Annotated in this window: 30 protein-coding genes and 1 pseudogene; 15 read left to right on the top strand and 16 right to left on the bottom strand. The window is 72.4% G+C overall.

Annotated features, from left to right (window positions below; all coding sequences use genetic code 11):
• Positions 1–44 precede the first annotated feature (44 nt).
• The 8 genes from atpE (at position 45) to DEH69_RS08245 (ending at position 6,776) form a co-directional block, all read left to right on the top strand.
• A complete protein-coding gene (atpE, locus tag DEH69_RS08280; RefSeq protein WP_113686246.1) occupies positions 45–269 on the top strand; it encodes an ATP synthase F0 subunit C in 225 nt (74 codons plus the stop codon).
• A 43-nt stretch (positions 270–312) separates the two neighbouring features.
• Positions 313–882: a F0F1 ATP synthase subunit B gene (locus tag DEH69_RS08275; RefSeq protein ID WP_181727329.1), complete on the top strand. Its 570-nt coding sequence runs from the start codon at positions 313–315 to the stop codon at positions 880–882.
• Positions 879–1,703 carry a F0F1 ATP synthase subunit delta gene (locus DEH69_RS08270; protein WP_113686244.1) on the top strand — a complete coding sequence of 275 codons (825 nt, stop codon included), beginning with the start codon at positions 879–881 and terminating at the stop codon, positions 1,701–1,703. The genes DEH69_RS08275 and DEH69_RS08270 overlap by 4 nt, the downstream gene beginning before the upstream one ends.
• A 96-nt stretch (positions 1,704–1,799) precedes the next feature.
• Positions 1,800–3,371, top strand: coding sequence for a F0F1 ATP synthase subunit alpha (atpA, locus tag DEH69_RS08265; RefSeq protein ID WP_113686243.1), 1,572 nt, complete (start codon positions 1,800–1,802; stop codon positions 3,369–3,371).
• Between the two features lie 2 nt (positions 3,372–3,373).
• Entirely contained in the window at positions 3,374–4,303 is a 930-nt protein-coding gene (locus tag DEH69_RS08260) for a F0F1 ATP synthase subunit gamma (RefSeq protein WP_113686242.1), read from the top strand.
• A 2-nt stretch (positions 4,304–4,305) separates the two neighbouring features.
• Positions 4,306–5,754: a F0F1 ATP synthase subunit beta gene (atpD, locus tag DEH69_RS08255; protein ID WP_113686241.1), complete on the top strand. Its 1,449-nt coding sequence runs from the start codon at positions 4,306–4,308 to the stop codon at positions 5,752–5,754.
• 116 nt (positions 5,755–5,870) lie between these two features.
• Positions 5,871–6,254, top strand: coding sequence for a F0F1 ATP synthase subunit epsilon (locus tag DEH69_RS08250; protein WP_113686240.1), 384 nt, complete (start codon positions 5,871–5,873; stop codon positions 6,252–6,254).
• A gap of 72 nt (positions 6,255–6,326) precedes the next feature.
• On the top strand, positions 6,327–6,776 hold the full coding sequence (locus tag DEH69_RS08245; RefSeq protein ID WP_113686239.1) for a DUF2550 domain-containing protein: 450 nt from the start codon (positions 6,327–6,329) through the stop codon (positions 6,774–6,776).
• A 142-nt stretch (positions 6,777–6,918) separates the two neighbouring features.
• On the opposite strand, the gene DEH69_RS08240 is transcribed toward DEH69_RS08245, so the two are convergent.
• The 8 genes and pseudogenes from DEH69_RS08240 to DEH69_RS08205 all read right to left on the bottom strand — a co-directional run bounded on the left by DEH69_RS08240 (position 6,919) and on the right by DEH69_RS08205 (position 12,044).
• Complete coding sequence (locus DEH69_RS08240; protein ID WP_258534529.1) at positions 6,919–8,163, bottom strand: glycoside hydrolase family 18 protein; 1,245 nt, start codon at positions 8,161–8,163, stop codon at positions 6,919–6,921.
• Positions 8,164–8,334: 171 nt separating this feature from the next.
• Positions 8,335–8,577 (bottom strand): annotated as a pseudogene (locus DEH69_RS08235) (gas vesicle protein K); the annotation flags it as partial.
• Positions 8,481–8,708, bottom strand: coding sequence for a gas vesicle protein GvpG (locus tag DEH69_RS08230; RefSeq protein WP_258534528.1), 228 nt, complete (start codon positions 8,706–8,708; stop codon positions 8,481–8,483). The gene DEH69_RS08230 and the pseudogene DEH69_RS08235, both read right to left, overlap by 97 nt.
• A gap of 112 nt (positions 8,709–8,820) precedes the next feature.
• Positions 8,821–9,576 (bottom strand): GvpL/GvpF family gas vesicle protein, encoded by a 756-nt coding sequence (locus tag DEH69_RS08225; protein WP_113686236.1) that lies wholly within the window; start codon positions 9,574–9,576, stop codon positions 8,821–8,823.
• Between the two features lie 2 nt (positions 9,577–9,578).
• Complete coding sequence (locus DEH69_RS08220; RefSeq protein WP_113686235.1) at positions 9,579–9,788, bottom strand: hypothetical protein; 210 nt, start codon at positions 9,786–9,788, stop codon at positions 9,579–9,581.
• Between the two features lie 11 nt (positions 9,789–9,799).
• Positions 9,800–10,048 (bottom strand): gas vesicle protein, encoded by a 249-nt coding sequence (locus DEH69_RS08215; RefSeq protein WP_113686234.1) that lies wholly within the window; start codon positions 10,046–10,048, stop codon positions 9,800–9,802.
• A 149-nt stretch (positions 10,049–10,197) separates the two neighbouring features.
• Positions 10,198–10,863: a response regulator transcription factor gene (locus DEH69_RS08210; protein ID WP_113686233.1), complete on the bottom strand. Its 666-nt coding sequence runs from the start codon at positions 10,861–10,863 to the stop codon at positions 10,198–10,200.
• Positions 10,860–12,044, bottom strand: coding sequence for a sensor histidine kinase (locus tag DEH69_RS08205; protein WP_113686232.1), 1,185 nt, complete (start codon positions 12,042–12,044; stop codon positions 10,860–10,862). The genes DEH69_RS08210 and DEH69_RS08205 overlap by 4 nt, the downstream gene beginning before the upstream one ends.
• 149 nt (positions 12,045–12,193) lie before the next feature.
• Between DEH69_RS08205 and DEH69_RS08200 the strand changes: the two genes are divergently transcribed.
• Positions 12,194–12,787: a hypothetical protein gene (locus DEH69_RS08200; protein ID WP_113686231.1), complete on the top strand. Its 594-nt coding sequence runs from the start codon at positions 12,194–12,196 to the stop codon at positions 12,785–12,787.
• A gap of 21 nt (positions 12,788–12,808) precedes the next feature.
• Here the strand turns inward: DEH69_RS08200 and DEH69_RS08195 are convergent, their stop codons facing one another.
• The gene (locus tag DEH69_RS08195) at positions 12,809–13,381 is read right to left on the bottom strand and encodes a cob(I)yrinic acid a,c-diamide adenosyltransferase (RefSeq protein WP_113686230.1); all 573 of its coding nucleotides are present in this window, start codon (positions 13,379–13,381) and stop codon (positions 12,809–12,811) included.
• 93 nt (positions 13,382–13,474) lie between these two features.
• On the opposite strand from DEH69_RS08195, the gene DEH69_RS08190 reads away from it, so the two are divergent.
• From DEH69_RS08190 to DEH69_RS08175, 4 genes are all read left to right on the top strand, one after another.
• Complete coding sequence (locus tag DEH69_RS08190; protein ID WP_113686229.1) at positions 13,475–14,116, top strand: TetR/AcrR family transcriptional regulator; 642 nt, start codon at positions 13,475–13,477, stop codon at positions 14,114–14,116.
• A 113-nt stretch (positions 14,117–14,229) separates the two neighbouring features.
• Positions 14,230–15,078, top strand: a complete 849-nt coding sequence (locus DEH69_RS08185; protein ID WP_113686228.1) for a 3-hydroxyacyl-CoA dehydrogenase family protein — start codon at positions 14,230–14,232, stop codon at positions 15,076–15,078.
• A 197-nt stretch (positions 15,079–15,275) separates the two neighbouring features.
• The gene (locus tag DEH69_RS08180; protein ID WP_113686227.1) at positions 15,276–15,569 is read left to right on the top strand and encodes an STAS domain-containing protein; all 294 of its coding nucleotides are present in this window, start codon (positions 15,276–15,278) and stop codon (positions 15,567–15,569) included.
• Between the two features lie 113 nt (positions 15,570–15,682).
• The gene (locus DEH69_RS08175) at positions 15,683–17,962 is read left to right on the top strand and encodes an ATP-binding protein (RefSeq protein WP_113686226.1); all 2,280 of its coding nucleotides are present in this window, start codon (positions 15,683–15,685) and stop codon (positions 17,960–17,962) included.
• Between the two features lie 24 nt (positions 17,963–17,986).
• Here the strand turns inward: DEH69_RS08175 and nucS are convergent, their stop codons facing one another.
• The gene (gene nucS, locus DEH69_RS08170) at positions 17,987–18,664 is read right to left on the bottom strand and encodes an endonuclease NucS (RefSeq protein WP_113686225.1); all 678 of its coding nucleotides are present in this window, start codon (positions 18,662–18,664) and stop codon (positions 17,987–17,989) included.
• A 289-nt stretch (positions 18,665–18,953) separates the two neighbouring features.
• Here nucS and DEH69_RS08165 point away from each other — a divergent pair, with 289 nt between their 5' ends.
• Complete coding sequence (locus DEH69_RS08165; RefSeq protein WP_113686224.1) at positions 18,954–19,346, top strand: SCO5389 family protein; 393 nt, start codon at positions 18,954–18,956, stop codon at positions 19,344–19,346.
• Here DEH69_RS08165 and DEH69_RS08160 read toward each other — a convergent pair.
• On the bottom strand, positions 19,315–20,388 hold the full coding sequence (locus tag DEH69_RS08160) for an LLM class flavin-dependent oxidoreductase (RefSeq protein WP_113686223.1): 1,074 nt from the start codon (positions 20,386–20,388) through the stop codon (positions 19,315–19,317). The genes DEH69_RS08165 and DEH69_RS08160 overlap by 32 nt on opposite strands.
• Positions 20,389–20,645: 257 nt before the next feature.
• Between DEH69_RS08160 and DEH69_RS08155 the strand changes: the two genes are divergently transcribed.
• Positions 20,646–20,960: an ATP/GTP-binding protein gene (locus tag DEH69_RS08155; RefSeq protein ID WP_113686320.1), complete on the top strand. Its 315-nt coding sequence runs from the start codon at positions 20,646–20,648 to the stop codon at positions 20,958–20,960.
• Between the two features lie 32 nt (positions 20,961–20,992).
• Here the strand turns inward: DEH69_RS08155 and DEH69_RS08150 are convergent, their stop codons facing one another.
• The 5 genes from DEH69_RS08150 to DEH69_RS08130 form a co-directional block, all read right to left on the bottom strand.
• Positions 20,993–21,928: an ABC transporter permease gene (locus DEH69_RS08150; RefSeq protein WP_113686222.1), complete on the bottom strand. Its 936-nt coding sequence runs from the start codon at positions 21,926–21,928 to the stop codon at positions 20,993–20,995.
• The gene (locus DEH69_RS08145; RefSeq protein ID WP_113686221.1) at positions 21,925–23,148 is read right to left on the bottom strand and encodes an ABC transporter ATP-binding protein; all 1,224 of its coding nucleotides are present in this window, start codon (positions 23,146–23,148) and stop codon (positions 21,925–21,927) included. Before DEH69_RS08145 ends, DEH69_RS08150 begins: the two co-directional genes overlap by 4 nt.
• Before the next feature lie 82 nt (positions 23,149–23,230).
• Positions 23,231–24,004 carry an ABC transporter permease gene (locus tag DEH69_RS08140; protein ID WP_113686220.1) on the bottom strand — a complete coding sequence of 258 codons (774 nt, stop codon included), beginning with the start codon at positions 24,002–24,004 and terminating at the stop codon, positions 23,231–23,233.
• Positions 24,001–24,912 carry an ABC transporter ATP-binding protein gene (locus DEH69_RS08135; RefSeq protein WP_113686219.1) on the bottom strand — a complete coding sequence of 304 codons (912 nt, stop codon included), beginning with the start codon at positions 24,910–24,912 and terminating at the stop codon, positions 24,001–24,003. Before DEH69_RS08135 ends, DEH69_RS08140 begins: the two co-directional genes overlap by 4 nt.
• Before the next feature lie 81 nt (positions 24,913–24,993).
• Entirely contained in the window at positions 24,994–25,938 is a 945-nt protein-coding gene (locus DEH69_RS08130; RefSeq protein ID WP_113686218.1) for a cellulose-binding protein, read from the bottom strand.
• Positions 25,939–26,071 lie beyond the last annotated feature (133 nt).

Genomic DNA, 26,071 nt, shown 5'->3' with positions numbered 1-26,071 from the left:
GACAAACCGCCACCGGCTCATCAGAGATAAGGAAACAAACGGACATGTCCGCAACTCTCGCCGCAGTTGAAGGCAGCGTCAACACCATCGGCTTCGGCCTCGCGGCCATCGGCCCCGGTGTCGGCATCGGCATCATCTTCGGTAACGGCGTCCAGGCGATCGCCCGCCAGCCCGAGGCCGCCGGCATCGTCCGGCAGAACATGCTGCTCGGCTTCGCCGTCGTCGAGGCCCTGGCCCTGATGGGCTTCGTGCTCGCCTTCGCGGTCTGACGACGCCGTCGGAAGACGCCCTACCGATGAAAGGTCCACCATGCTGATCGAACTGGCAGCCGAAGAGCCGCAGAGCCCTGTGGTCCCGGTGGTGCCCGAGATCGTCATCGGCCTGATCTGCTTCGGGGTCATCTTCTTCGTCTTCTACAAGAAGCTCGTCCCCTCCATCAACAAGGTGCTTGAGGAGCGCCGGGCGGCGATCGAAGGCGGCATGGAGAAGGCCGAGGCCGTGCAGGCCGAGGCTCGCCAGACGCTGGAGAGCTACAAGGAGCAGCTGGCCGAGGCGCGTCACGAGGCGGCCCGCATGCGCCAGGAGGCGCAGGAGCAGGGCGCGGCGCTCATCGCGGAGATGCGCGAGGAGGGCCAGCGTCAGCGCGAGGAGATCATCGCCGCGGGGCACACCCAGATCGCGGCCGACCGCAAGCAGGCCGCCGAGCTGCTCAGGCAGGATGTCGGCAAGCTCGCCATCGACCTCGCGGGCAGGCTCGTGGGCGAGTCGCTCGAGGACCACGCCCGCCAGAGCCGCACCATCGACCGCTTCCTCGACGACCTGGAGCGGCAGGCCGAGGGCGGCGTTCCGGCTGCGGGCCAGGGTTTTGAGGCGGGCCGATGATCGGAGCGAGTCGTGAGGCGCTCGACGCCGCGCGTGAGCGGCTCGACGCCCTGGCCGACAACACGCGCGTCGACGCCGCCGCGCTGGCCGCCGACCTGGCGGCCGTCACCGCGCTGCTCGACCGCGAGACCGCACTGCGCCGGGTGCTCACCGACCCGGCGCAGCCGGGCGAGGGCAAGGCGGACCTGGTCGGGCGGCTGCTGAGCGGGCAGGTCGGCGGCGAGGCCGTCGACCTCGTCTCCGGCATGGTCCGCTCCCGCTGGTCCGCGTCCCGTGACCTGGTGGACGCCGTCGAGGAGCTGGCCGACACCGCCGACATGATCGCGGCGGACCGGGACGGCACCCTGGACTCGGTGGAGGACGAGCTGTTCCGGTTCGGCCGGATCGTCGCCACCTCGCCCGAGCTGCGCGCCGCGCTCAGCGCCAAAGACAGCGAGGGTCCCGCCGTCGCCGCCCGCACCGAGCTGGCCAGGAGCCTGCTGCGGGGCAGGGCCAAGGCCACCACGGAACGGCTGGTCGTCAGGCTGGTGCAACGTCCGCGAGGACGTAGCCTGGATGGTGGACTCGACGCGCTGTCCGGTCTCGCCGCCGCCCGCAGGGGGCGTTCCGTCGCGGTCGTCACCTCGGCGGTACCGCTCAGTGACCGGCAGCGACAGCGGCTCGGTGACGCCCTGGGTCGGCTGTACGGCAGGCAGATCCAGCTGAATCTCGACGTGGACCCCGCGGTCCTCGGCGGGATCTCCGTCCGGATCGGTGACGAGGTCATCCACGGCACCATCGCGGACCGCCTGGACGAGGTGACCCGCCGGATGGCGGGCTGACCACGGCGCCACCCCACATCGAAGAAGCAGGACAAGCGGCCCGGCTGGGGCCGTAGACATAACTTACGGGCCCAACAAGGAGAGCAGGGAACCCAGATGGCGGAGCTCACGATCCGGCCGGATGAGATCCGGGACGCGCTGGAGAATTTCGTCCAGTCGTACGCGCCGGACGCGGCCTCGCGGGAAGAGGTCGGGACGGTCAGCGTTGCCGGTGACGGCATCGCACGTGTCGAGGGGCTGCCCTCGGCCATGGCGAACGAGCTGCTGCGCTTCGAGGACGGCACGCTCGGCCTCGCCCTCAACCTCGAGGAGCGGGAGATCGGCGTCGTCGTTCTCGGTGAGTTCAGCGGCATCGAGGAGGGCCAGTCGGTGCGCCGCACCGGCGAGGTGCTCTCCGTCGCGGTCGGCGACGGCTACCTCGGCCGGGTCGTCGACCCGCTGGGTAACCCCATCGACGGCCTCGGCGACATCGAGACCGCGGGCCGCCGCGCCCTGGAGCTCCAGGCTCCCTCGGTCATGCAGCGCAAGTCGGTGCACGAGCCCATGGAGACCGGCTACAAGGCCGTGGACACCATGACGCCGATCGGCCGCGGCCAGCGCCAGCTGATCATCGGCGACCGGCAGACGGGCAAGACCGCCCTCGCCGTGGACACGATCATCAACCAGCGCGACAACTGGCGCTCGGGCGACCCGAACAAGCAGGTCCGCTGCATCTATGTGGCGATCGGCCAGAAGGGCTCCACGATCGCGTCCGTGCGCGGCGCGCTGGAGGAGGCGGGCGCGCTCGAGTACACCACCATCGTCGCCGCCCCGGCGTCCGACCCGGCCGGCTTCAAGTACATCGCCCCCTACACCGGCTCGGCCATCGGCCAGCACTGGATGTACGACGGCAAGCACGTCCTGATCATCTTCGACGACCTCTCGAAGCAGGCCGACGCCTACCGCGCCGTCTCCCTGCTGCTGCGCCGCCCGCCGGGCCGCGAGGCATACCCAGGCGACGTCTTCTACCTGCACTCCCGGCTGCTTGAGCGCTGCGCCAAGCTCTCCGACGACATGGGCGGCGGCTCGATGACCGGGCTGCCGATCGTCGAGACCAAGGCGAACGATGTCTCCGCGTTCATCCCGACCAATGTGATCTCCATCACCGACGGCCAGTGCTTCCTTGAGTCCGACCTGTTCAACGCGGGCCAGCGCCCCGCCCTGAACGTCGGCATCTCCGTCTCCCGCGTCGGCGGCTCCGCCCAGCACAAGGCGGTGCGGCAGATCACCGGTTCGCTCCGCGTGGACCTGGCCCAGTACCGCGAGCTCGAGGCGTTCGCCGCGTTCGGCTCCGACCTGGACGCCGCGTCCAAGTCGGCCCTGGCGCGCGGCCAGCGCATGGTGGAGCTGCTCAAGCAGGAGCAGTACAGCCCGTACCCCACGGAGAACCAGGTCGTCTCCATCTGGTCGGGCACCAACGGCCTGATGGACGAGATCCCGGTCTCCGACATCCGCCGCTTCGAGCGCGAGCTGCTCGACTACCTGCACCGTGAGCACAAGGACCTGATGACGTCGATCCGCGAGGGCGGGAAGATGTCGGACGACACCCTCCAGGCCATCCGTTCCGCGGTCGACTCCTTCAAGCAGCAGTTCCAGACCTCGGACGGCAAGCTGCTGGGCGAGGGCTGACGATGGGCGCTCAGCTTCGGATCTACAAGCGCCGGATCAAGTCCATCACCGCCACCAAGAAGATCACGCGGGCGATGGAGATGATCGCCGCGTCCCGCATCATCAAGGCGCAGCGCAAGGTGGCGGCCTCCAAGCCGTACGCCGACGAGCTGACCGCCGCGGTGACGGCGGTGGCGCACGGCTCGGATGTCAAGCACCCGCTGACGACGGAGGCGGAGCGCCCCAGGCGTGCGGCGGTGCTGCTGATCACCTCCGACCGCGGCCTGGCCGGCGGGTACAACAGCAACGCCATCAAGGCCAACGAGCACCTCACCGGCGAGCTGGTCAGCCGCGGCCTCAAGGTCGACAGCTATGTCGTGGGCCGCAAGGGCCTGGCCTATCTGTCGTTCCGAGAGCGGAAGGTGACCCAGTCCTGGACCGGGTTCACCGACAACCCCGAGTACGCCGACGCCAAGCGCGTGGCCGCGCCGCTGATCGAGGCGCTGGGCCGCGACACGGACGAGGGCGGCGTGGACGAGATCCACATCGCGTACACCGAGTTCGAGTCGATGATGACCCAGACCCCGGTCGAGCGCAGGCTGCTGCCGCTGACCCTGGAGAAGTCCGCCGAGGACTCCGCCGAGGTCTTCGAGCACGGCCCGGGCATCCACCCGCTCTACGACTTCGAGCCGTCGCCCGAGCAGGTGCTCGACGCGCTCCTGCCGCGTTACCTGGAGAGCCGCATCTACAACGCGCTCCTCCAGGCGGCCGCGTCCAAGCACGCGGCGACGCGGCGGGCGATGAAGTCGGCGACGGACAACGCCGAGGAGCTGATCAGGTCGCTCACGCGGCTTGCCAACGCGGCCCGCCAGGCCGAAATCACCCAGGAAATCACCGAGATCGTCGGTGGCGCGAGCGCCTTGGCCGACGCGAGCGCGGGGAGTGAACGCTAACCATGACCACTGCTGAGGCGGCCACCGAACGGGCCGCGACGGGCCGTGTCGCCCGAGTGATCGGACCGGTCGTCGACGTGGAGTTCCCCGTCGACACCATGCCGGAGATCTACAACGCCCTCCATGTGCAGATCGCCGACCCGGCGCACGAGGGCGAGAGCAAGACGCTGACCCTCGAGGTGGCGCAGCACCTGGGCGAGGGCCTGGTGCGCACCATCGCCCTCGAGCCCAACGACGGCCTGGTCCGCCAGGCCCCGGTGACCGACACGGGCGCGGGCATCACGGTGCCGGTGGGCGACGTGACCAAGGGCCGGGTGTTCAACACCCTGGGCCGCATCCTGAACGAGCCCGAGGCCGAGTCGGAGATCGGCGAGCGGTGGGAGATCCACCGCCAGGCCCCGGCGTTCGACCAGCTCGAGTCGAAGACCGAGATGTTCGAGACCGGTCTGAAGGTCATCGACCTGCTGACCCCGTATGTCAAGGGCGGCAAGATCGGCCTGTTCGGCGGCGCGGGCGTGGGCAAGACCGTGCTCATCCAGGAAATGATCATGCGTGTGGCGAAGCTGCACGAGGGCGTCTCCGTGTTCGCCGGCGTCGGCGAGCGCACCCGTGAGGGCAACGACCTGATCGTGGAGATGGACGAGTCGGGCGTGCTCCCGCAGACCGCGCTGGTCTTCGGGCAGATGGACGAGCCGCCGGGCACCCGGCTGCGCGTCGCGCTCGCGGGCCTGACCATGGCGGAGTACTTCCGCGATGTGCAGAAGCAGGATGTGCTGTTCTTCATCGACAACATCTTCCGCTTCACGCAGGCCGGTTCCGAGGTTTCCACGCTGCTGGGCCGCATGCCGTCCGCGGTGGGCTACCAGCCCAACCTCGCGGACGAGATGGGCGTGCTCCAGGAGCGCATCACCTCGACCCGTGGCCACTCGATCACCTCGATGCAGGCGATCTACGTGCCCGCGGACGACCTGACCGACCCGGCGCCCGCCACCACGTTCGCCCACCTGGACGCCACCACGGTGCTCTCAAGGCCGATCTCGGAGAAGGGCATCTACCCGGCCGTCGACCCGCTGGACTCCACGTCCCGCATCCTCGACCCGCGGTATGTCTCGCAGGACCACTACGAGTGCGCCTCGCGCGTCAAGGGGATCCTCCAGAAGTACAAGGACCTCCAGGACATCATCGCGATCCTCGGCATGGACGAGCTGAGCGAGGAGGACAAGCTCACGGTCAGCCGGGCCCGCAGGATCGAGCGCTTCCTGTCGCAGAACACCCACGCGGCGAAGCAGTTCACCGGCCTTGACGGCTCGGACGTGCCGCTTGAGGAGTCGATCGCCGCGTTCAACGCGATCGCCGACGGCGAGTACGACCACTTCCCCGAGCAGGCGTTCTTCATGTGCGGTGGCCTGGACGACCTCAAGGCCAAGGCCAAGAAGCTGGGCGTTTCCTGACGCCACGAGCGCGGTACCCGGCGGGGCGGGGTCATGCGACCCCGCCCCCCGGGCGCGTGTGAAGGCCAACTATCCTTCGATCAGACAGGGACCACTCCCAGGAATGAGGAGCCATCGTGGCTGAGCTGCACGTCGAGCTGGTCGCCGCCGACCGTCAGGTGTGGTCGGGAGAGGCCAGCCTGGTCGTCGCGCGCACCACCTCGGGCGACATCGGCATCATGCCGGGGCACCAGCCGTTGCTCGCCGTTCTCCGCCCCGGCGCGGTGACGATCCGCACCACGGGCGCGACCGGCGATGGCACCGTCGTGGCCGCGGTGCACGGCGGTTTCCTTTCGTACACGGACGGTAAGCTGTCGCTGCTCGCGGAGATCGCCGAGCTGGCGGAGGAGATCGACGTGGAGCGCGCCGAGCGTGCGCGTGAGCAGGCGCGGGCGGAGCAGGACGAGGCGGCCGAGCGCCGCGCCGGCGTCCGGCTCGCGGCCGTGTCGGCGGGGCACTGACACGCACGGAGACGTGGAGAGGGTCGCGGCACCGGGCACACAGGGACACCACAGGCGAGGAGGTCGGTCGAGATGGTCCTCGCGCTGTTCGTGGTGATCGGCTCGGTGCTGCTCGCCCTCGTCCTCGGCCTTTTCGCCTTCGGCGCCAGACGGCGGCTGATCCAGCGCCCCGGTGGGACGTTCGACTGCAGCGCGCGGTTCGCGCCGCCGCGCTCGGGGCAGTCGCCGGGGAAGGGCTGGCTCTACGGAGTGGCCCGCTACAACGGCGACCATGTGGAGTGGTTCCGCGTCTTCTCGTACGCGCCACGTCCGCGCTGTTCGCTCCAGCGCGACCGCATCCAGGTGCGGAACCGCCGTCACCCGCGGGGTGAGGAGGAGCTGGCGCTGCTGCCAGGGGCCGTCGTGCTGAGTTGTCGGCACGACGGCCGCGACGTTGAGTTGGCCATGAGCGAGGACGCGTTGACCGGCTTTCTCGCCTGGCTTGAGGCCGCGCCTCCCGGGCAGCGGGTCAACGTCGCCTGAGGCCCCTGAGGCCCCTGAGGCCCCTGAGCCGCCGCGGCCCCGACGCCCCGGGAAACGCCGAGGGCCGGAAACGCCGAGGGCCGGACAGGCGGGGGCGGTCCGCCTGTCCGGCCCGTTCGTGGGCGTGGGGTGACGAGGGAGGTCAGCCCAGCCCGGTCTCGATGGCGTTCACCAGCTGGCCGTCCGCGGTGTCGCCCGAGAGCTCCCAGAAGAATGCCCCGCCGAGGCCGCGGTCGTTGGCCCACGCCATCTTGTCGACGATGGTCTCGGGGGTGTCGTAGCTCCACCAGTTGGAGCCGCAGTGGGCATAGGCCGTGCCCGCGACGGTGCCGGTGGGCGGGCAGCTGTTGACGAGCACCTTGTAGTCCTCGATGCCCGCCTCGTACGTGCCGGGCGCGGGGCCCGTGGCGGTGCCGCCCGGCGCGCTCTGGGTGACGCCGGTCCAGCCGCGGCCGTAGAAGCCGATGCCGAGCAGCAGCTTCTCCGCGGGAACGCCCTGGGCGATGAGCTTGTCGATGGCGGCCTCGCTGTTGAAGCCGTCGGCGGGGATGCCGTCGTAGGACGTCAGCGGCGAGTGCGGGGCGGTGGGCCCGGCCGGGGTGAAGCCGCCGAAGAAGTCGTACGTCATCACCGCGATGTGGTCGGCGTGTTGGGCCCCTCCGGCGTAGTCGGCGGCGTCGATCTTGCCGCCGTCCGAGGCGTCCGCGGTGATCGCCGCGGTGACCAGCTGGTCGCCGAAGACGCCGCGGAAGGTGCTCATCATCTCCTCGAACGCCTCGGGCCCGCTGGTGTCACACGTGAGGCCGCACGCGTTGGGGTACTCCCAGTCGAGGTCGATGCCGTCGAACAGGCCCTCCCAGCGCGGGTCGTTGACGAGGTCGTAGCAGGACTGGGCGAACCGCTGCGGGTCCTGCATGGCCTGGCCGAAGCCACCGGACCACGACCAGCCGCCGAAGGACCAGACCACCTTGATGTCGGGGTAGGCCGCCTTGAGCTGGAGCAGCTGGTTGAAGTTGCCGCGCAGGGGCTGGTCCCATGTGTCGGCCTGGCCGCTGACGGACTCGGCGGCGGTGTAGGTGCGTTCGTAGGCGGCGAAGGAGTCGCCGATGGTGCACTCACCGCCTGTGACGTTGCCGAACGCGTAGTTGATGTGGGTGATGTCCTCGGCGGTACCGGAGTCGACGATGTTCTTGACGTGGTAGCCGCGGTCGTACACGCCCCACTCGGCGAAGTAGCCGAGGTTGACGGGCTCACCTGGCTGCTGGGCCGCGGCCTGGGCTGAGCCGCTCTGGGCCGCCAAGGTGAGGGGAAGGGCGATCACGGCCAGCAGTGCGGCGACTCTTCGGAAGAGGCGGCCGAAGCGTGGGGAGGTCGCGGGGCTCGACAAGGAGGCTCCTGAGGTCGGTCGGACAGATCGGGGGGAAATCTGCGCCGCCCGTAAGCACGCTGTGTTGTCATGGCGCGCTCACTTGCAGATGCCGTGAGCGTAGAGTGGTCTGGACCACGGGTCAATAGGTCTGTACCAAAGGATGATTGATGCCGCGGGCCCCGTCGCCGGTCAGGAGTCCGTCGGGAGGAGCGACCCCAACGGGCCCAGATCGAGGTTGAGATCCTCGGGCCGCAGCCCGAAGTGCTCGCGCAGCTGGCCCATCCGGTCATCCAGGAGCATGAGCGTGGTGCCGACGCGTTCGACCTGTTCGTCGGTCAGGTCACCGGCGTCGACGCGGCGCAGCGCCTGCCGCTCGGTGAGCTGGCGCAGCAATTCGACCACGGTGAGCACCAGCGCGGCCAGCACGCGCTGGTCTCTCCGGCGGGGAGTTGTTCGCGGAGTCGTTCAGGGCGGGTGAGAACGATCTCCTCCCGGCGTTCGAACTCCTCCTGGTCGATCGCGCCGCGCTCCAGCTCGCGGTGGAGCGCCGCGAGCCGCGCCATCGGCGGGCCCGGGGGGCGCGGTACTCGCGGTCGGCGGCGTCGGCGATGCGGTTGGCCACCCGGCCCACACCGCGCGCGGGCGGCAGCAGGAGCAGCCGGAGAGCAGTCCCCTTCAGTGCCCCGCGGTGGCGGGCGCGCCGTCGTGGGCGGTGGCGGGGACGAAGCTGAAGCACGGCAGCGGGCCGCTGACCCGCACGTCGGCGTGGTCCACCAGGCGGGTGGCGCAGCGCGTGGCCTCCGCGCGGAACGCGTCGACGGTGTGCCGCGGCACCAGGAAGGAGACGCTCCGGACGCAGCCGGGAACGTCGGGTCCCGGCGCGGTGGTCTCGGCGAGCGGGGTCAGCACGCGCAGCGCCTCGGCCGCGGCGGCCGCGGCCCTGCGCTGGAGCCCAGCGGCCACGGCCTCGCCGAGCCTGACGCTGGTCTCGTATCCGGGGCGCCGCCGCGCGGCCTCGCGCAGTCGGCGCACGGTGGCGTCCTCGCGCACCAGGTCGGCCAGGCCGTCCTCGACCGAGAACACCTTGAGGTTCATCTCGAGCCGCCCGTCGAGGCGTTCGAGCGTGTCCAAGTGCTCCTGCTCGCCCTCGGCCAGCCGCTTGGCGACCGAGGACTCGTCGGGGGAGACCACGCCGAAGCGCATGGGCAGCACCGGCCCTTGATCGGCGAGCGCGAGCAGCGTCTCCTGGTGGGCCAGCAGGTCGCGGCGGCGGGCCAGCAGGCTGTCGGGCGCCTCGCTGACCACCGCGGCGAGTGACCGCTCGCACAGCTTGCGCAGCCGGGCCGGGGGCGAGCCGACGCCCTGCCGCCCCTGGGGCAGCTCCTGGCCCGCGCGGATGATGCCGTAGACGTACACGTGCGCACCTGCCACGTTCAGTCCTCCTCGTCCTTGTGGCGGGACTTCCTTTTCGAGCCGCTGTTGCCGCCGTTGCCCCGTTGCCGCCGTTGCGCCCCTTGCCGGTGACGGCCTCCTTGACCTTCGAACCGGCGCCGCGCACGGCCTTCTTCTTCGATGACGTCGTACAGGGTGCCGGTGCGCGGCGGGAGGCACGCGTCGTGGCGGTAGACGGTGGGAACGGTCATGGCGCTGCTCCTCAGCACTGGCGCAGCCGCCCGTCCTCGTCCAGCTCGACCTCGTAGATGGCCATCTGGCTGGTGGTGTCGGGGATGCGGGGCACTTCGACGACGTCGACGCACACGCGCCAGCCGTCCTTATCGCGGTGCACGGCCGAGACGCCGTCGACCGGGTGGCCCGTCAGCTTCTCCAGGCGTCTGCACGCCCGGCGCGCCGCGCCCGAGGGGCCGCGCGCGGGCGGGGGGCCCGAGGAGCCGCGTTCGCTCACGGAAGGCGCGGCCGCCGTTTCGTTGGTGCTGGTCTGCCATGGCCTCAGTCTGTGGCGACGTCGGCGCGCGCCGCCCCCGGTGATGGGCCGAGTGGGGGCGGGGCGTTGCCCAGGTGGGCGCTCACTTCGGGGCGCTTACTTCGGGGCGCTCACTCCGGGGTGGTGCCCGACTCCTGGGCCAGGATGGCCGCCTGGACTCGGCTGCGCAGCCCGAGCTTGTGCAGGATGCGGCTGACATGGGTCTTCACGGTGGCCTCGGCCATCCACAGCCGGGCGGCGATCTCGGCGTTGGACAGGCCCGCGCCGACCTGTGCGAGCACCTCGCGCTCGCGCGGGGTCAGAGCGGCGAGGCGGTCGGCGCCCGGCGGGGCGGCGGGCGCGGGCGCGGGGGATGAGCGCGCGAACTCGGCGATGAGCCTGCGGGTGACCGCGGGCGCGATCAGGCCATCGCCCGCGGCGACCGCACGGACGGCGGTGAGCAGGGCGGCCGCGTCGCTGTCCTTGAGCAGGAAGCCGCCCGCACCGGCGCGCAGGGCGCCGAAGACATACTCGTCGAAGTCGAACGTCGTCAGCACGAGCACCTCGGCAAGGCCGTCGCCCGCGATGCGCGCGGTCGCCGATACGCCGTCGAGCCGCGGCATCTGAACGTCCATCAGCACGAGGTCGGGGCGCAGCGCGCGGGCGAGGCGGACCGCCTCCTCGCCGTCCGCCGCCTCGCCCACCACCTCGACGTCGGGCGCGCTGCGCAGGATCAGCACCAGGCCGAGGCGCACGGCGGCCTGGTCCTCGGCGACCAGCACCCTGATGGGGGTCATGCGGGGGACTTCCCTTCTCCCAGGGGCAGTTCGGCGTGGACGCGCCACCGGTCCGCGTCCGCGGGGCCCGCGGCGAACGCGCCGCCGAGCAGGTCGACGCGCTCGCGCATCCCGACGAGCCCGGCGCCCGCGCCGGGCGCGCGCGACGGCGTGCGCTCGTGGAACGGGCTGGTGACGGTGACCGTGAGCGCCTTCGCGTCCTGCCGCAGCAGCACGGTGACCTCGCCGGGCGCGGCGTGCTTGACCGCGTTGGCCAGCGCCTCCTGCACGATGCGGTACGCGGCCAGCTCGACGGGCGCGGACAGCCGGGCGGCGCGCGGTGGGCGTTCGTCCAGGCCCGTGAACGTCAGGCCGCCCGCCGCGCCCGCTCGCTCCGCGTGGCGCAGCAGCGCGTCGAGGCCGTCGAGGCTGGGCGACGCCTCGACGGCGTGCCCGCCGCCCGCCTCGCGCAGCAGGCCGATCAGGCGGCGCATCTCGGCCAGTCCCTGGGTGCTGTTCTCCCTGATCACCCCGAGCGCGTCGCGCGCGGCGTCGCGCTCGTCCAGGGTCAGCGCGGCGGTGGCGTGGATGGCGATGGCGGAGAGGTGGTTGGCGACGCGGTCGTGCAGCTCGCGCGCCATGCGGGAGCGCTCGGCGGCGACCGCCTGTGCGCGGTCCATCTCGGCGAGCAGCGCGGTCTGTTCGGCGCGCAGCCGCTCGGCGGCCGCGGCCTCGCGGTGCTGCCTGAGCATGAGCCCGGTCCACACGGGCGTCGCGGTGACCCCCGCGGCCAGCACGCCGAGCAGCAGCGCCTCGGGCGTGCGCAGCCACGCGAGGGTGCCCACGGTGGCGGCCACGGAGAAGACGACGCTGCCGGGCGCCAGGGCCCTGGCCACCCGGGAGGGGCCGTAGAGCGTCGTGGCGTACAGCACGTCGGTGAACATCACCAGCACGGCGAGCAGGCCGCCCGTGACGACGTCGAGGACCAGCGCGACCACGGCGACGCCGAGCGCCCACACGGGCGCGGTGCGGCGCAGCAGCTCGGCGCCGCACATCATCAGCAGGCCGACGAGCACGGCGGGGCCGTGGTCGCGGCCGGGGTTCACGGTGTACAGGCCGAAGGCGATCCCGAACAGGCCGCCCGCCAGTCCCGCAAGCGCGATCCACACGTCGTGGCGGTGCGGCGGGGCGGGGCGGGACATGGCTCCATCACAGCACGTCGGGGCCGGGCGCGGCACCGTCGGACGGTGTAGTCCGAACGGTGCAGCCGCGCGCCCCCGAATCGTCGTGGGGGCCGACGTGGCGGGGCGGGGAAGCGGCCAGGGTGGAGGGGAGCGAGGGAGGACGCGCCATGATCGTGGGACTGATCGCCGCCGCCGAGGTCGGCTTCTGGGTGGTGCTCGCCGCGGGGCTCGGGGCCCGCTACGGGCTGCGGAGGCCGCGGCTCGGGGCCGTGCTGCTGGTGTGCGTGCCGCTGATCGACGTGCTGCTGCTGACGGCCACCTCGGTGGACCTGGCGCGCGGCGCCGAGCCTTCGGCGGCGCACGGCCTGGCCGCGTTGTACCTGGGGTTCACCGTGGCCTACGGGCGCTATGTGATCCGCTGGGCGGACGGGCACGCCGCGCACCGCTTCGCGGGCGCCCCGAGGCCGCCCAAGCCGCCGCGTTACGGCGCGGCCAGGGCGGCGCACGAGTGGCGGATCTGGTCGATGACGCTGCTCGCCGTGGTCATCGCGCTGGCGACGCTCCAGACGATGATCTGGGCCATCGCGGACGCCGACCGCACCGAGGCGCTGCGCGCGTGGCAGTGGACGGGCCTGCGCGTCCTCGGCATTCACGCGCTGATCGCCCTGACCTACACGGTGTGGCCCAAGAAGGCGCCCGAGGGCGGGGCCGCCGAGGGGGCCGCCGAAGGGGCGGCGGCCGAACGGCGGTCGCGGGCCTGAGCGTTCAGCGGGCCTGGGCGTTCAGCGGTTCTCGCCGGGGACCCACAGGATGTCGCCGGTCTCCTTGTTGGCCGTGCGGGCGAGGATGAACAGCAGGTCGGAGAGGCGGTTGAGATAGGTCGCGGTGAGGGCGTTCATCGTCGCGCCATGGGTCTCGAGCGCGGCCCATGTGGAGCGTTCGGCCCTGCGGACCACCGTGCACGCCTGGTGGAGCAGGGCCGCGCCAGGGGTGCCGCCCGGCAGGATGAAGCTGCGGAGCTTCTCCAGCCCGGCCAGGAACGCGTCGCAGTCCGCCTCGAGCCGGTCGACATAGCTCTGCTCGACGCGCAGCGGCGGGTGTTCGGGGTCGGGGACGACGGGGGTGCACAGGTCGGCGCCCACGTCGAAGAGGTCGTTCTGCACGCGGACCAGGACGGCGCGCACGTCGTCGGGGAGGGCGCCGATGGCGAGCGCGGTGCCGATCGCGGCGTTGGCTTCGTTGGCGTCGGCGTACGCGGCGATCCGCGGGTCGGTCTTGGCGGTGCGACTCATGTCGCCCAGCGCCGTGGTGCCGGTGTCTCCGGTACGGGTGTAGATCCGGGTGAGGTTGACCATGGTCCGAGCGTAGGGCCCGAGCGCGGTGCGTGGCGCCCCGAGGTCCCCCGGGTTTCACGTTCTGAGCTGGTCAGGAATGGCTACGATGAGGTCATGGCCGGGCTCAGGGAACGCAAGAAGCGCCAGACCAGGCAACAGATTTCGGAGGTCGCCACCGGTCTCTTCCTGGAGCGCGGCTTCGACGCGGTCACGGTCGCCGAGGTCGCGGAGGCGGCCAACGTCTCGGTGAACACCGTCTACAACTACTTCCCGACCAAGGAGGAGCTGTTCTTCGACCGCGAGGCCGCGCTCGTCGAACGCCCTTCCGGCTGGGTCAGGCACCGGGCGCGGGGTGAGTCGGCCGCCGAGGCCGTGCTGCGCGGGCTGCGGCGCGACATCGTCGACCGCAGGCCATGGGTGGGCCTGTACGAGGGGCACCACGAGGTCATGCGGGTCGCCATGGGGTCCGAGACCCTGATGACGCGGTTCATGCGCATGACGCAGGCGACGGGCGAGCGGCTGAGGGAGACGCTGGCCGAGGAGACGGGGGCGGCGCGCGGCGACCACGTTCCCGAGGTGATCGCGGGGCAGCTGATGGCGTTGCAGGCCGACCTCTACCGCACGGCGGGCGCGTGCGCGCTCGAACGCCGCTCGCCCGACGCGACGGCCGCCCTGTTGCTGGAGAAGCTGGCGGTGGCCGAGGAGCTGATGAGCCCTCGCGTGCTCGACTACGCCCGCCGCCCCGCGGGGGACTGACGCGTGTGTCCCCACGTGTCCACGGCGTGACGCGCGTCTCTTCCGTACCCGACGGCCCCTCGGGATCGATACGCTTCGGGGTCCGGGTCGCCGCGCATCGAAGGAGATCACACGTGGCCAGGAAGCTCGCCGTCATCGGTGCGGGACTCATGGGGTCCGGCATCGCCCAGGTCGCCGCGCAGGCCGGGTGGGAGGTGACCCTGCGGGACCTCACGGACGACGCGCTGGCCAGGGCGCGCTCCGGCATGGAGTCATCGCTCGGCAGGTTCGTGGCCAAGGGCGGGCTGACGGCCCAGCTCGCCGAGGAGACGCTGGGCCGCGTGACCACGACCACCGACCTCGACGCCGCCGCGGAGGCCGACATCGTGGTCGAGGCCGTCTTCGAGCGCTTCGACATCAAGGCGGAGCTGCTGCGCACCCTGGACGGGCTGGTCAAGGACACCGCCGTGCTGGCCTCCAACACCTCGGCCATCCCCATCACCAAGCTCGCCGCCGCGACCGCGCGCCCCGAGCGCGTCGTGGGCACCCACTTCTTCTCGCCGGTCCCCGTGATGGCCCTGTGCGAGCTGGTCCGCGGCCACCGCACCAGCGACGAAACGCTCGCCGCCGCACGGGAGTTCGCCGAGTCCACGGGCAAGACCTGCATCGTGGTCGAGCGCGACGTGGCCGGGTTCGTCACCACCCGCCTCATCTCGGCGCTGGTCGTCGAGGCCGTCAAGCTCTACGAGTCGGGCGTGGCCACAGCCGAGGACATCGACACCGCGTGCCGCCTGGGCTTCGGCCACGCGATGGGCCCGCTCGCCACCGCCGACCTCACCGGGGTGGACATCCTCATGCACGCCACCGAGAACATCCACACCGAGTCCGCCGACGGCAAGTTCGCGCCACCCGAGATCATGCGCCGCATGGTCGACGCGGGGGATCTGGGGCGCAAGAGCGGCAAGGGCTTCTTCGCCTACTGACCCGCCTACTGACCCGCCCGCTGACCCGCCCGCTGAACGGCCCGGCGCGGCACGCCCACCGATCGCCCCTGATCACCTCCACGGGTGATTTCGGTATCGGTTTGAACACAGCCAGCAACTCACGACCAAGAGAACTGTCACTTTTAACGGTGGGACACAGTCGTCAACAGTCGCCCCATGGGCAGCGGGGAGCGTTTATGCACATCAAGGGCGACCACGCGGAGCTGGTCGTCGGCGGGCGACTGGACGTGCGCAGTGCCGCGGACGCCAGGCTGGCCCTGCACCACGCCGTCGACTCGGGCAACGGGGACCTCGTACTCGACCTCAAGGAGCTGGACTCGTGGGATGCCACGGGCCTTGGCGTGATCATGGGCACGCACCGCAGGGCGGGCCGCTGCGGCCGCCGCCTGGTGCTACGCGACGTGCCGCCCCGGATGCGGCGCGTGCTGGTGGCCACCCGCCTGCACCGCATTCTCACCTTCGCCTCATAATCCTCGGAAGACAAGGGCGGGTTGGGTGGCTCCGGCCGCCGGGTGTGTGACACGCGGCGGTAGCGTGGGCACCACCGGCCGCCCGGCCGCACCGCCTCCGAGAGACACTGACCATGGACCTCAACTCCCCCGCGGGGACCGCAGATGACGGCCCCGCGCGCGTTGTCGAGCTGGTCGCGGGCGACTTCCTGCTCACCGTCAACCCGGTGGACGGCAGCGAGATCGAGTCCTGCCCGCCAGGCCGCCGCCCCCTCACCCCGCGCCGCGCGCTCGCGCGCCAGGACGGCGACGCGCCGCCCACGGCGCCCCTGCTGGAGCGCGACGAGGAACGCGCCAGGCTCTACCGCCTGCTGGCGCGCGGCCGTTCCGTCCGCGTCACCGCCCCTTCGGGCGCGGGCCGCAGCGCCCTGCTCGCCGCCGTCGCGCGCGACTGCGCCGACCTGGCGCCCGACGGCGTGATACGGCTCGACGGCCACCGCCGCACGCCCCAGGACCTGTCGCACGAGCTGTACTCCGCCGTGCACCACGCCCCCGCCCACCGCCCCGGCGGGCCCGAGCTGGCCGCCGCGCTGCGCCAGATCGGCGCCGTCGTCGTCCTCGACGACCTGGAGTTCGGCGGCGCCGCCCTCGACGAACTGCTCGACGCCACCCCGGAGTGCGCGTTCCTCATCGCCGCCGAGCCGACCGTTCCCCCGCCGGTCTCCGAGTCCCGCCTCGACGAGGTCTTCATCGGCGGCATCAGCCGCACCGCCGCCCTCGAGCTCGTCGAACTCGCCATCGAGCGCCCGCTGGACGAGGCCGAGACTGACTGGGCCGCCGACCTGTGGTTCGACACCGACGGGCTGCCGCTCCGCTTCGTCCAGGCCGCCGCCGTGCTCGGCGCAAGGGGCGAAGGCGCGGTGACGCCGCTGCCCGACGCCGCCACCCTGACCGCGACCCTCGTCAGGGCGCTCCCCGACGGCGCCCGCGAGATCCTGCGCCACGCCGTCGCGCTCGGCGGCGCGTGCCCGGAGCCCGCGCGCCTGCCCGCCCTCACGGGCCACCCCGTCACCGCCGCCGACCACGACGTGCTGCTCGGCTCGGGGCTGCTCACGCCGTTCGGCCGGGGCCACCGGGTGCCCGCCGCCCTCCTGGGCGAACTGCTCGCCGACGGCATGGGCGAGGGCTCGGCCGACCGCGCCCTGGCCGCCGCCCGCCACTACACGTGGTGGCTCGCGCTGCCCGAGGCCACCGAGGCCGCGGTCGCCGCCGAGGCCGAAGCCCTGCTCGCCACCGTCGGATCGGCGCAGCGCGCGGGCCACACCGCCGCCGTCGCCGCGCTCGCCCGCGCCGCGGCCCCGCCGCTCGCCGCCTCGCTGCGCTGGGGCGCCTGGGAGCGCGTGCTGCGCAGCGGACAGGAGGCGGCGCGTGCCGCTGGCGACGTGGCCCACCAGGCGTACTTCCACCACGAGCTGGGCGTCCTCGCCATCGTCCAGGGCCAACTCGACCGCGCCCGCGTGGAGTTGGAGGCGTCGACGACGCTGCGCAGCGTGCTCTCCGACGCCCGCGGCGCGGTGTCGGGCCGCCGGGCCCTCGCGCTGGTCGACGACCTGGCCTCGCCGCGCGCCCACACCCCACCCGAGGGCATACCCCCGGTGTCCAAGGCGCCGGCGCCACCGTTCGGGCCCGACGACACCCCCACCCAGATGCTCCACCGCGCGGGCGCGAAGGAGCCCGCCGCCCCCGCGGGCCCCCGGCGCAACGCGGTCGCCGCGGCGGCGGGCGCGCTGCTGCTCGCCGCGCTCGGCACCGTTGTGGCCCTCGGCATCGGCGGGGGCGACTCCGACGAGGCCGAGCCCGACGACAGCCGCCGCACCACGCCGTCCCGGCTCGACGACACCCCCACCGACGACGACACCGACCCCGCCGAGTCGCCGAGTGAGTCGCCCGAGGAGAGCGAGAGCCCGTCGCCCTCCGACTCGGCCGAGGAGTCCGAGAGCCCCGAACCCCCCGACAGCCCCGACGAGAACCCCCCGCCCGACCCGGCCACGAGCGCCTCGGGCGGCGGCACCGCCACCGGTGGCTCGACCGGTGGCTCCGATGACCCACCGGACGACCCCCCGACGAACGGCTCGTCGAGCGGCGGCACCAACGGCGACCCCGGCGGCGAGGAGGGCGGCGCCGAGCAGGGCGGTGGTGGCGAGGAGGACGGCGCTATCGGCGGTGAGGAGGGTGGCACGGAAGACGGCGGAACGGAGGACGGCGGCGCCGAGGAAGGCGGCGGAGACCAGAGCGGCGGCGAGGAGGGCGGTGGCGGCGAAGAGGGCGGCGCCGAGACCACCGAGGGCACCGCGAGCGCCAGCCCCTCGGCGGGCGCCAGCACGGGCACGACGTCCTGGGAGCCGTTCGCGTAGAGCGGCGGCCCCCGGGGACGGGCGTCAGAACAGGCGCAGCTTGTCGTCATCGACGCCGCGCAGCGCGTCGTAGTCAAGCGTCACGCAGCGGATGCCGCGGTCCGTGGCCAGCGTCCTGGCCTGCGGCTTGATCTCCTGGGCCGCGAACACCCCGGACACGGGCGCGAGCAGCGGGTCGCGGTTCAGCAGCTCCAGATAGCGCGTCAGCTGCTCGACGCCGTCGATCTCCCCGCGCCGCTTGATCTCCACGGCGACCGTGGCCCCCTCGGCGTCCCGGCCCAGGATGTCGACGGGCCCGATCGCCGTGGGGTACTCGCGGCGGATCAGCGACCAGCCGTCCCCGAGGGTCTCCATGCGGTCGGCCAGCAGCTCCTGGAGGTGCGCCTCCACGCCGTCCTTGATCAGCCCGGGGTCCACGCCCAGCTCGTGCGACGAGTCGTGCAGGATCTCCTCCATCGTGATGATGAGCTTCTCGCCCGCCTTGTTCTGCACGGTCCACACCGCGCCCTCGCCCTCGTCCGGCGCGCTCTCCTTGAGCGTGCACGGGGGCGACATCCAGTTCAGTGGCTTGTAGGCCCGGTCGTCGGCGTGGACCGAGACGGACTGGTCGGCCTTGACGAGGATCAACCGCGGGGCCAGGGGCAGATGGGCGGTGAGCCGTCCGGCGTAGTCGACCGAGCAGCGGGCGATGACGAGACGCATGGGATCAGCCTAGAGGCTGACACCGACAGCTCCGACCGGCCGAAAGCGGGCCCTGGGCCGCGCGACGCGCGGGACGCCGGGCGCGCCTGGAACGCGCGGGGCGGGAGGGATCCGGATGTGGCCGGATATGCGCCCGTTCCCCTGACATGTACTGGCTCGGCGGCCTAACGTGGGTCGGGGGCGTCGCCGACGTTCAACCAACTGGACAGAATGCGCGGTGACTTGTGCGGTGGCGATGCTCTCGGGCCCGTCCGCGAGACCCCTGGCCCGGGTCGCGAGAGGAGAAACCATGTCGCTCGACGTCTCACCGGCGCTGTTGGAACAGGCCGAGCGAGGCGAGGTCGACGAAGCCGAGTTCGTCGACTGCGTTCGAACATCGCTGCCGTTCGCCTGGGACATGATCAGCAACCTGGTCGCCCGGCTCAAGGTCGACGGCGGCGACTTCGCCGACAACACCACGCCTCCGCCCGACGAGCACGCGCGTGGCCAGCTGCTGCGCGCCCTGGCCAGCGACTCGATCAGGGGCGCCCTCGAGCGCCACTTCGGGGTGAAGCTGGCCTTCCAGAACTGCCACCGGGTGGCGGTCTTCCCGCTGGGCGCCGCGTCCGACGCGCCGCACACCCGGTTCACCTCGGTCCGCAGCCAGATCCTCAACCAGTCGCCGGAGCTGCGGGACTGCTGATCGCGGTCCCGGGTGCTGCCGCTCGCGCCGCCGCTCCTGGGCGGTGTGGCAGGAGCGGCAGCACCTCGCCCGCGAGACGCCTGACGTTCAGCTCGGTGAGCGCGATGTCCCCCGAGCCCTCGGCCAGCAGCGCGAAACGGGTGATCCCCGTGCGCTCGCTGGTGGCCGCGAGCCGGTCAGCGCACAACCGCGCGTCGCCGACGGGGTGCAGCTCGCACAGCAGCTCCGTGTAGGTCAGCGGGTCGCGCATCCGGCGCGGCCCGCCGTCCAGCGTCTGGTGCGCGCCAAGGCCCCGCCGCAGCCAGCCGGGAAGGGCGCGCCGCAGCGTCTCGACGGCCTCGCTATGGCTGTCGGCGACCTGCACCACGCCCGCCGACACATGGTCGCCCTCGGGGGAGTGGCCCGCCGCCGCGGCGGCCGAGCGCCACAGGGCGACCATCTCCGCCTTCTCCTCGTCGCCGATGTGCATCCCCAGCAGCATCGGCAGCCCGCGCTCCGCGGCCAGCCTGACGGTGGTGGGCGAGGTGCACGCGACCACCATGGGCGGCTGCGACTCGGGGCGCGGCACTACGTTCACCTCGCGGAAGCGGTAACGCGGCCCTTCGGCGCCCACGCGCGAATCGTTCAGCCAGCGCAGCAGCAGGTCGAGCGACTCGGGGAAGCCGTGCGTCAGCTCATCGACGCCCGACTCGAACACCTCGAGGTCCACCCAGGGGCCGCCCCTGCCGACGCCCAGCGTGAACCGGCCCTCGGACGCCAGGTGCAGCAGCGCGGCCTGCTCGCCGAGCGCGACCGGGTGCGCCGTGGTCAGGATGCTGATCGCCGTGCCCACGCCGATCTGCCGGGTGCGGCCCAGCAGATGGGCCGCCAGCGTCACCGCGGAGGGGCACACCCCGTACGGCACGAAGTGGTGCTCGGCCACCCACACCCCGTCGAGCCCCACCTCGTCGGCCACCTCGGCGCACCGGATCGCCCGCCGCAGCGACTCGGCGTCGCTCTGCCCGGGATACTGACCGGCCAGCACAAATGTGCCCATCCGCATCGGTCGCACTGCTTGTCGCCCCTCTCACCGTGGTCCTTGGGGGACCGGATCTGCGCCGTTCACCCATTGGCATTAACGCGGGACACGTGCCAGGGGCACGGTCGCGCGAGAAGTTTTCCGATGATCGACGACGGGGCGGCGGACGATCGACGACGGTGCGCGCGACGCCGCTGCGTACACTCGACGGCGGGATCGCGGCGCTCGCCTGGCCCCCGACCCTCCCCCCGAAGGCCCTCTCCCGACCCCGAGGTGTGCTCGTGTCCCCCCGCCGCAACCGCCCCCGCGCCGCCGCGAAGCCGCAGGACCGCCGAGGCGGCGAGTACGGCCTTCAGGACACGGAGTCGTGGCGCGGCGAGGAGTGGGTGGTGCGCCGCGTCACCGGGGGCGCCGCGGCCAAGCACTACCGCTGCCCCGGCTGCGACCAGGAGATCCCGCCCGGCGTCCCGCACGTCGTCTCCTGGCCGAGGGAGGGAGCGGTGGACGACCGCCGCCACTGGCACGGCGCCTGCTGGAACGCCCGCGATCGCAGGGGGACCCGCCCTCTGCGATCGCGCAACGCGCCCCGTTACTGAGCGCCGTCAACGGGCCCCGCCGCCCGGCGCGTTCAGGCGTCGCCCGCGTTGAGCCGGGCGAACGCGGCGGCCAGCGCCCCTCCCGTGACCAGCGCGAGCAGGCCGAGCAGCGGCCAGCCGCTGTCGAGCTCGTCGCCCATCATGGGGATGCCGTACAGCGACGCGAGGCCGTTGAGCGGGGAGTACTCGATCAGCGCCTCCCGCAGGTCGGCGAGGCTCTCCCCGAAGAGGAACAGCGCGGTCAGCAGTGGCAGCAGCACGACGCCCAGCATCGTCGTGATCGCGCCAGCGGAGTGCCGGAGCAACGCGCCCACCGCGAGCGCGAGCAGGCCGAGCAGCGCGACGTAGAGCGCGGCCCCGACGGTCGCGCCGAGCACCTGGTCGGTGCTCGCGACGACCTCGCCGTCCACGATCGAGTTCTCCATCACCGGGTCGTCCACCGCGTAGCTCGGGGCGTCCTGGTCGGAGAGCACGGCCATCTGCACCAGGGCCGTCGGCACCGCGGCGGCCAGCGTCATCGCGAACGCCAGCAGGAAGAACACGATCGCCTTGGCGGCGAGCACCCGGCCGCGCCGCGGGCACGCGGTGAGCGTCGTGCGCATCATGCCGGTGCCGTACTCGGACGAGATGACCAGCACGCCCAGCGTGATGATGCCGAGCTGGCCCAGCATCAGGCCGAAGAAGCCGCCCGCGAGCAGCGGCATCCCGACGTAGTCCTCGCCGCTGAGCGACAGCGCGAACAGCGTGCCGATGCCGAGGGTGACCACGAACATGCACAGCAGGGTCCACACCGTCGAGCGCACCGTGCGGATCTTGGTCCACTCGGAGGCGATGGCGTGCCCGATGTGGGTGCGGACCACGGGGATCGGCGAGGCGTAGCCGGGCGCGGTGTAGCCCGGCGCGGGGTAGGCGGGGGCGGGGTAGGCGGGGGCGGGCTGCCGCGGGGGCAGCGGGATCGGGGCGGTCATCGGGCGTCCTGAGGGCTCGAAGGGACGGAGTCGGCCGTCTGCTCGGGGGATGCGGCGGGCGGCGGTGGCGCGCCCTGGGGCGGGGGCGGCAGGGCGGGAACGCCGAGCGCCATCGTCGCCCCCGCGGCCTGCGGCGCGGGGGCGGGCGGCTGCGCGGGAACGGCCTGCGGCCGCGCCGGAACGGGCTGCTGCGTCGGCACATACGGCTGCTGCTGCGGCGCGTACCCCGGCGCGTGGCCCGGCGGGTACCCGGGCGCGTGCCCCGGCGTGGGCGCCTGCTGGACGAGGCCGACGCGCTGGTCCGCCGTCGAGCGGAAGTCCACCGCGCCCTGCGTCATCCGCATGTACGCCTCTTCGAGCGACGCCTGGTGCGGCGAGAGCTCCCACAGCCTGGTGCCCGCCTCGTGCGCCAGGTCGCTGATGCGCGGCAGCGCGAGGCCGACGACCTTGAGCGCGCCGTCCGCCTCCGGGTGCACCTGGCCGCCCGCCTCGCCCAGGGCCTTGACCAGCGCCTCGCGGGCCGCGTCCTCGCCGTCCGGGGTGCGGACGCGGGCGAAGTCCGTGGAGTTGGCGGCGATGAAGTCCCGCACCGGCAGGTCGGCCATCAGCTGGCCGCGGCCGATGACGATGAGGTGGTCGGCCGTCTGGGCCATCTCGCTCATCAGGTGGCTGGAGACGAACACCGTCCGCCCCTCGGCCGCCAGCCGCCGCATCAGGGTGCGGACCCAGAGGATGCCCTCGGGGTCGAGGCCGTTCACCGGCTCGTCGAACAGCAGCACCTGCGGGTCGCCGAGCAGCGCCGCCGCGATGCCGAGGCGCTGGCCCATGCCCAGCGAGAACGCCTTGCTGCGCCGCCGCGCCACATCCGACAGGCCCACCACGCCGAGCACCTCGTCCACGCGCGCGGCCGGGATGCCGGACAGCTGCGCCAGGCACAGCAGGTGGGCCCGCGCGCTGCGGCCCCCGTGCTTGGCGTTGGCGTCGAGCAACGCCCCCACCTGGCGCGGGGCGTTGGGCAGCTGACGGTACGGATACCCGCCGATCGTCACGCTGCCGCCCGTCGGGTGGTCGAGCCCGAGGATCATGCGCATGGTGGTCGACTTGCCCGCGCCGTTGGGGCCGAGGAAGCCGGTCACCTTGCCCGGCTGGACCCTGAAGGTCAGGTTGTACACGGCCGTCTTCGCGCCATAGCTCTTGGTCAGGCCGACTGCCTCGATCATGTTGTCACCCGTGTGTCCCCGTCATGGCCGAAAACCCGTCCCCGATGGGCCCAGACCCTATCGGCTTCGCGGGGCGCGGGTGTCAGGCGTCCCGTTTCCGCAGGACGACATAGCCCGCGACGAGCGCGCCCGCCACCCAGATCGTCATGATCAGCAGCCCGGCCCAAGGCCCGTAGGGCTGCTCGCCGTCGTCCATGACCCGCATGACGCGCGAGCCCGCCTGGTCGGGGAGGTAGTGGCCCACCTTCTCCGTGGCGGGCACGTTGGCCAGGATCCCGGAGATCAGGAAGAAGAAGGGGATGAGGATCCCGAACGACAGCATCGGGCTGCGCAGCGTCCACGCCGCCCCCATCGCGAACAGCGCGATCAGCCCCATGTACAGGCCCCCGCCGAACACCGCGCGCAGCACGCCTGGCTGGCCGATGTCGGTGCTGTGCTCGCCCAGCACCGACTGGCCGAGGAAGAACGCCAGGAAGCTGGTGACCATCCCCACCACCAGGGCCAGCGCGGCGGCGACCGCGAGCTTGGCCGCCATCAGCACCCCGCGCACCGGCACCGCGGTCAGCGAGGCGCGGATCATGCCGGTGCTGTACTCGTTGGACACCACCAGGATGCCGAACGCGATGAGCGCGAGCTGGCCGAGCGACGTGCCCGCGAAGCTGATGAACGTCGGGTCGAACGTCATGCGCTCATGGGGGGAGAGCTCGTCGAAGTTGTGCCCGATGAGCCCGCTGATCAGCATCCCGAGCGCCACCGTGACGACGATCGCGGTCACCAGCGTCCACAGCGTCGAGCGCACCGACCTGATCTTGGTCCACTCCGAGAGCAGCGCGCGGCGGGCGTTCCCGGCGCTCATCGCCCGACCCTCGCGTGGTACTCGACGGACTCGTGCGTCAGCCGCATGAACGCCTCTTCGAGCGACGCCTGCTGATGGCTCAGCTCGTGCAGCACCACGCCGTTCTCGGCCGCGAGCTCGCCCACCCTTGCGGCGGACACGTCCTCGATCTCCAGGCTGCCGTCGGGGCAAGGCCGCGGCCGCTCGCCCGCCCGCGAAAGCGCCTCGCGCAGCCGCTCGTGGTCGGGGGAGCGGACCCGGACGAACGTCCGCGCGTTCTCCTCGATGAACCGCGCCATCGACGTGTCCGCCAGCAGCCTGCCCTGGCCGATGACCACGAGGTGGTCGGCCGTCAGCGCCATCTCGCTCATCAGGTGGCTGGAGACGAACACCGTCCGCCCCTGGGCGGCCAGCTGCTTCATCAGGGTGCGGATCCACTGGATGCCCTCGGGGTCGAGCCCGTTGACCGGCTCGTCGAACATCAGGATCCGCGGGTCGCCGAGCAGCGCGCTCGCGATGCCCAGGCGCTGGCCCATGCCGAGCGAGAAGCCCTTGGGCCGCTTCTTCGCCACCGCCGAGAGGCCCACCAGGTCGAGCACGTCGTCGATGCGGCGCAGCGGGATGTCGTTGCTCTGCGCCAGGCACAGCAGGTGGTGGTAGGCGGTGCGCCCCGGGTGCACGGCCTTGGCCTCGAGCAGCGCCCCGATGTGGGTGAGCGGGTCGGCGAGCTGGTGGTACCGCCGCCCGTCGATGCGGACCTGACCCGCGCTCGGGTGGTCGAGCCCGAGGATCATGCGCATCGTGGTGGACTTGCCCGCGCCGTTGGGCCCGAGGAAGCCGGTGACCACGCCGGGGCGCACGGAGAACGTCAGATCCTCCACCGCGGTCGTGCGTCCGTACCGCTTCGTCAGGCCAGCCAGCTCGATCATGGCCCGACGCTAAAACGGCGCCGGGGCCGCCGCCCGGTGAAGGCGGCGGCCCCTGCGCCGGTGGAGTGAGCCGAGGGGCCGTCAGCGGGACTGCTGGGCCGGAACGCCCTTGGTCAGGCCCTCGTCGGCGTCGTCGTCGCCCAGGGTGGCGGCGGCGACCTGAGCGCCGGTCAGGGTGGCCAGCATCTCGCGGACGTTGGTCAGCTGGGCGTTGATGCTGTCGCGGCGGTTGGTGAGCGCCGCGAGCTCGCGCTCGGACTCGCTGCGGATCCGGTCGGCCTTGGCGTTGGCGTCGGCCACGATGTCCTCGGCCTGCCGCTGCGCGGTCTCCACCGTCTGGCGGGCCCGGCGCTCGGCGTCCGTGCGCAGCTTCTCGGCCTCAAGGCGCAGCTGCTCGGCGCGGTGCTCGATCTCCGCGAGGCGCTTCTCGGCCTTGGCCTGACGGGAGGCCAGGTCGCGCTCGGACTGCTCGCGGCGCTTGGCGAGGTTCGTCTCGAAGTCGGCCGCGGCCTGGGCCGCCTTGGCGCGGGTGTCCTCGAAGAGGGCGTCGGCCTCCTCGCGCTTGTTCTGCGCGTCCTTCTCGGCCTCGGCCCGGGTGGCGGCCGCCTCGCCCTGGGCCTTCTCGACGATGCGAGAGCCCTCTTCCTCGGCCTTGGCCTTGCGCTCCGCCGCGTACGACTCCGCGTCGTTGCGCACCTGCTGGGCCGCCCCCTCGGCCAGCTCGCGGTGCTGCTCGGCGGCCCTGCGGGCCTCCTCGCGCAGGTCCTTCGCCTCTTCCTCGGCGAGGCGCAGGATCTTCTCGACCCGGGCGCCGAGGCCGGCGTAGGACGGCTCGGAGTCGGAGATGGCGGCCTGGGCGTTCTGCGTCTCGAGGTGGAGCTCCTCGATCCGCTTCTCCAGGGAGGTGATACGAGCAAGTGCGCTGTCGCGGTCGGCAACGAGCTTCGAGATGCGGTCGTCCACCTGACCGCGGTCGTACCCGCGCCGCACGAGCTCGAAGCCGAAGGGGGAGGATGTGTCGCTCATGGGGTTCCTGTCGAAATCAGACGGGTGAGTGAGTTGAAGTGATGGGCCTGGGCGTTCAGCGCTACGAGGTCGAGCTCCTCAGTCTTCGATGGAGACGGGTCCATGCCCTCGGGGGCATCATCCTAGGGGGCGA

This window comes from Streptomyces sp. PT12, assembly GCF_003311645.1.
Taxonomy (GTDB): Bacteria; Actinomycetota; Actinomycetes; order Streptomycetales; family Streptomycetaceae; genus Streptomyces.
This window is presented reverse-complemented; position numbering and strand designations above follow the sequence as displayed.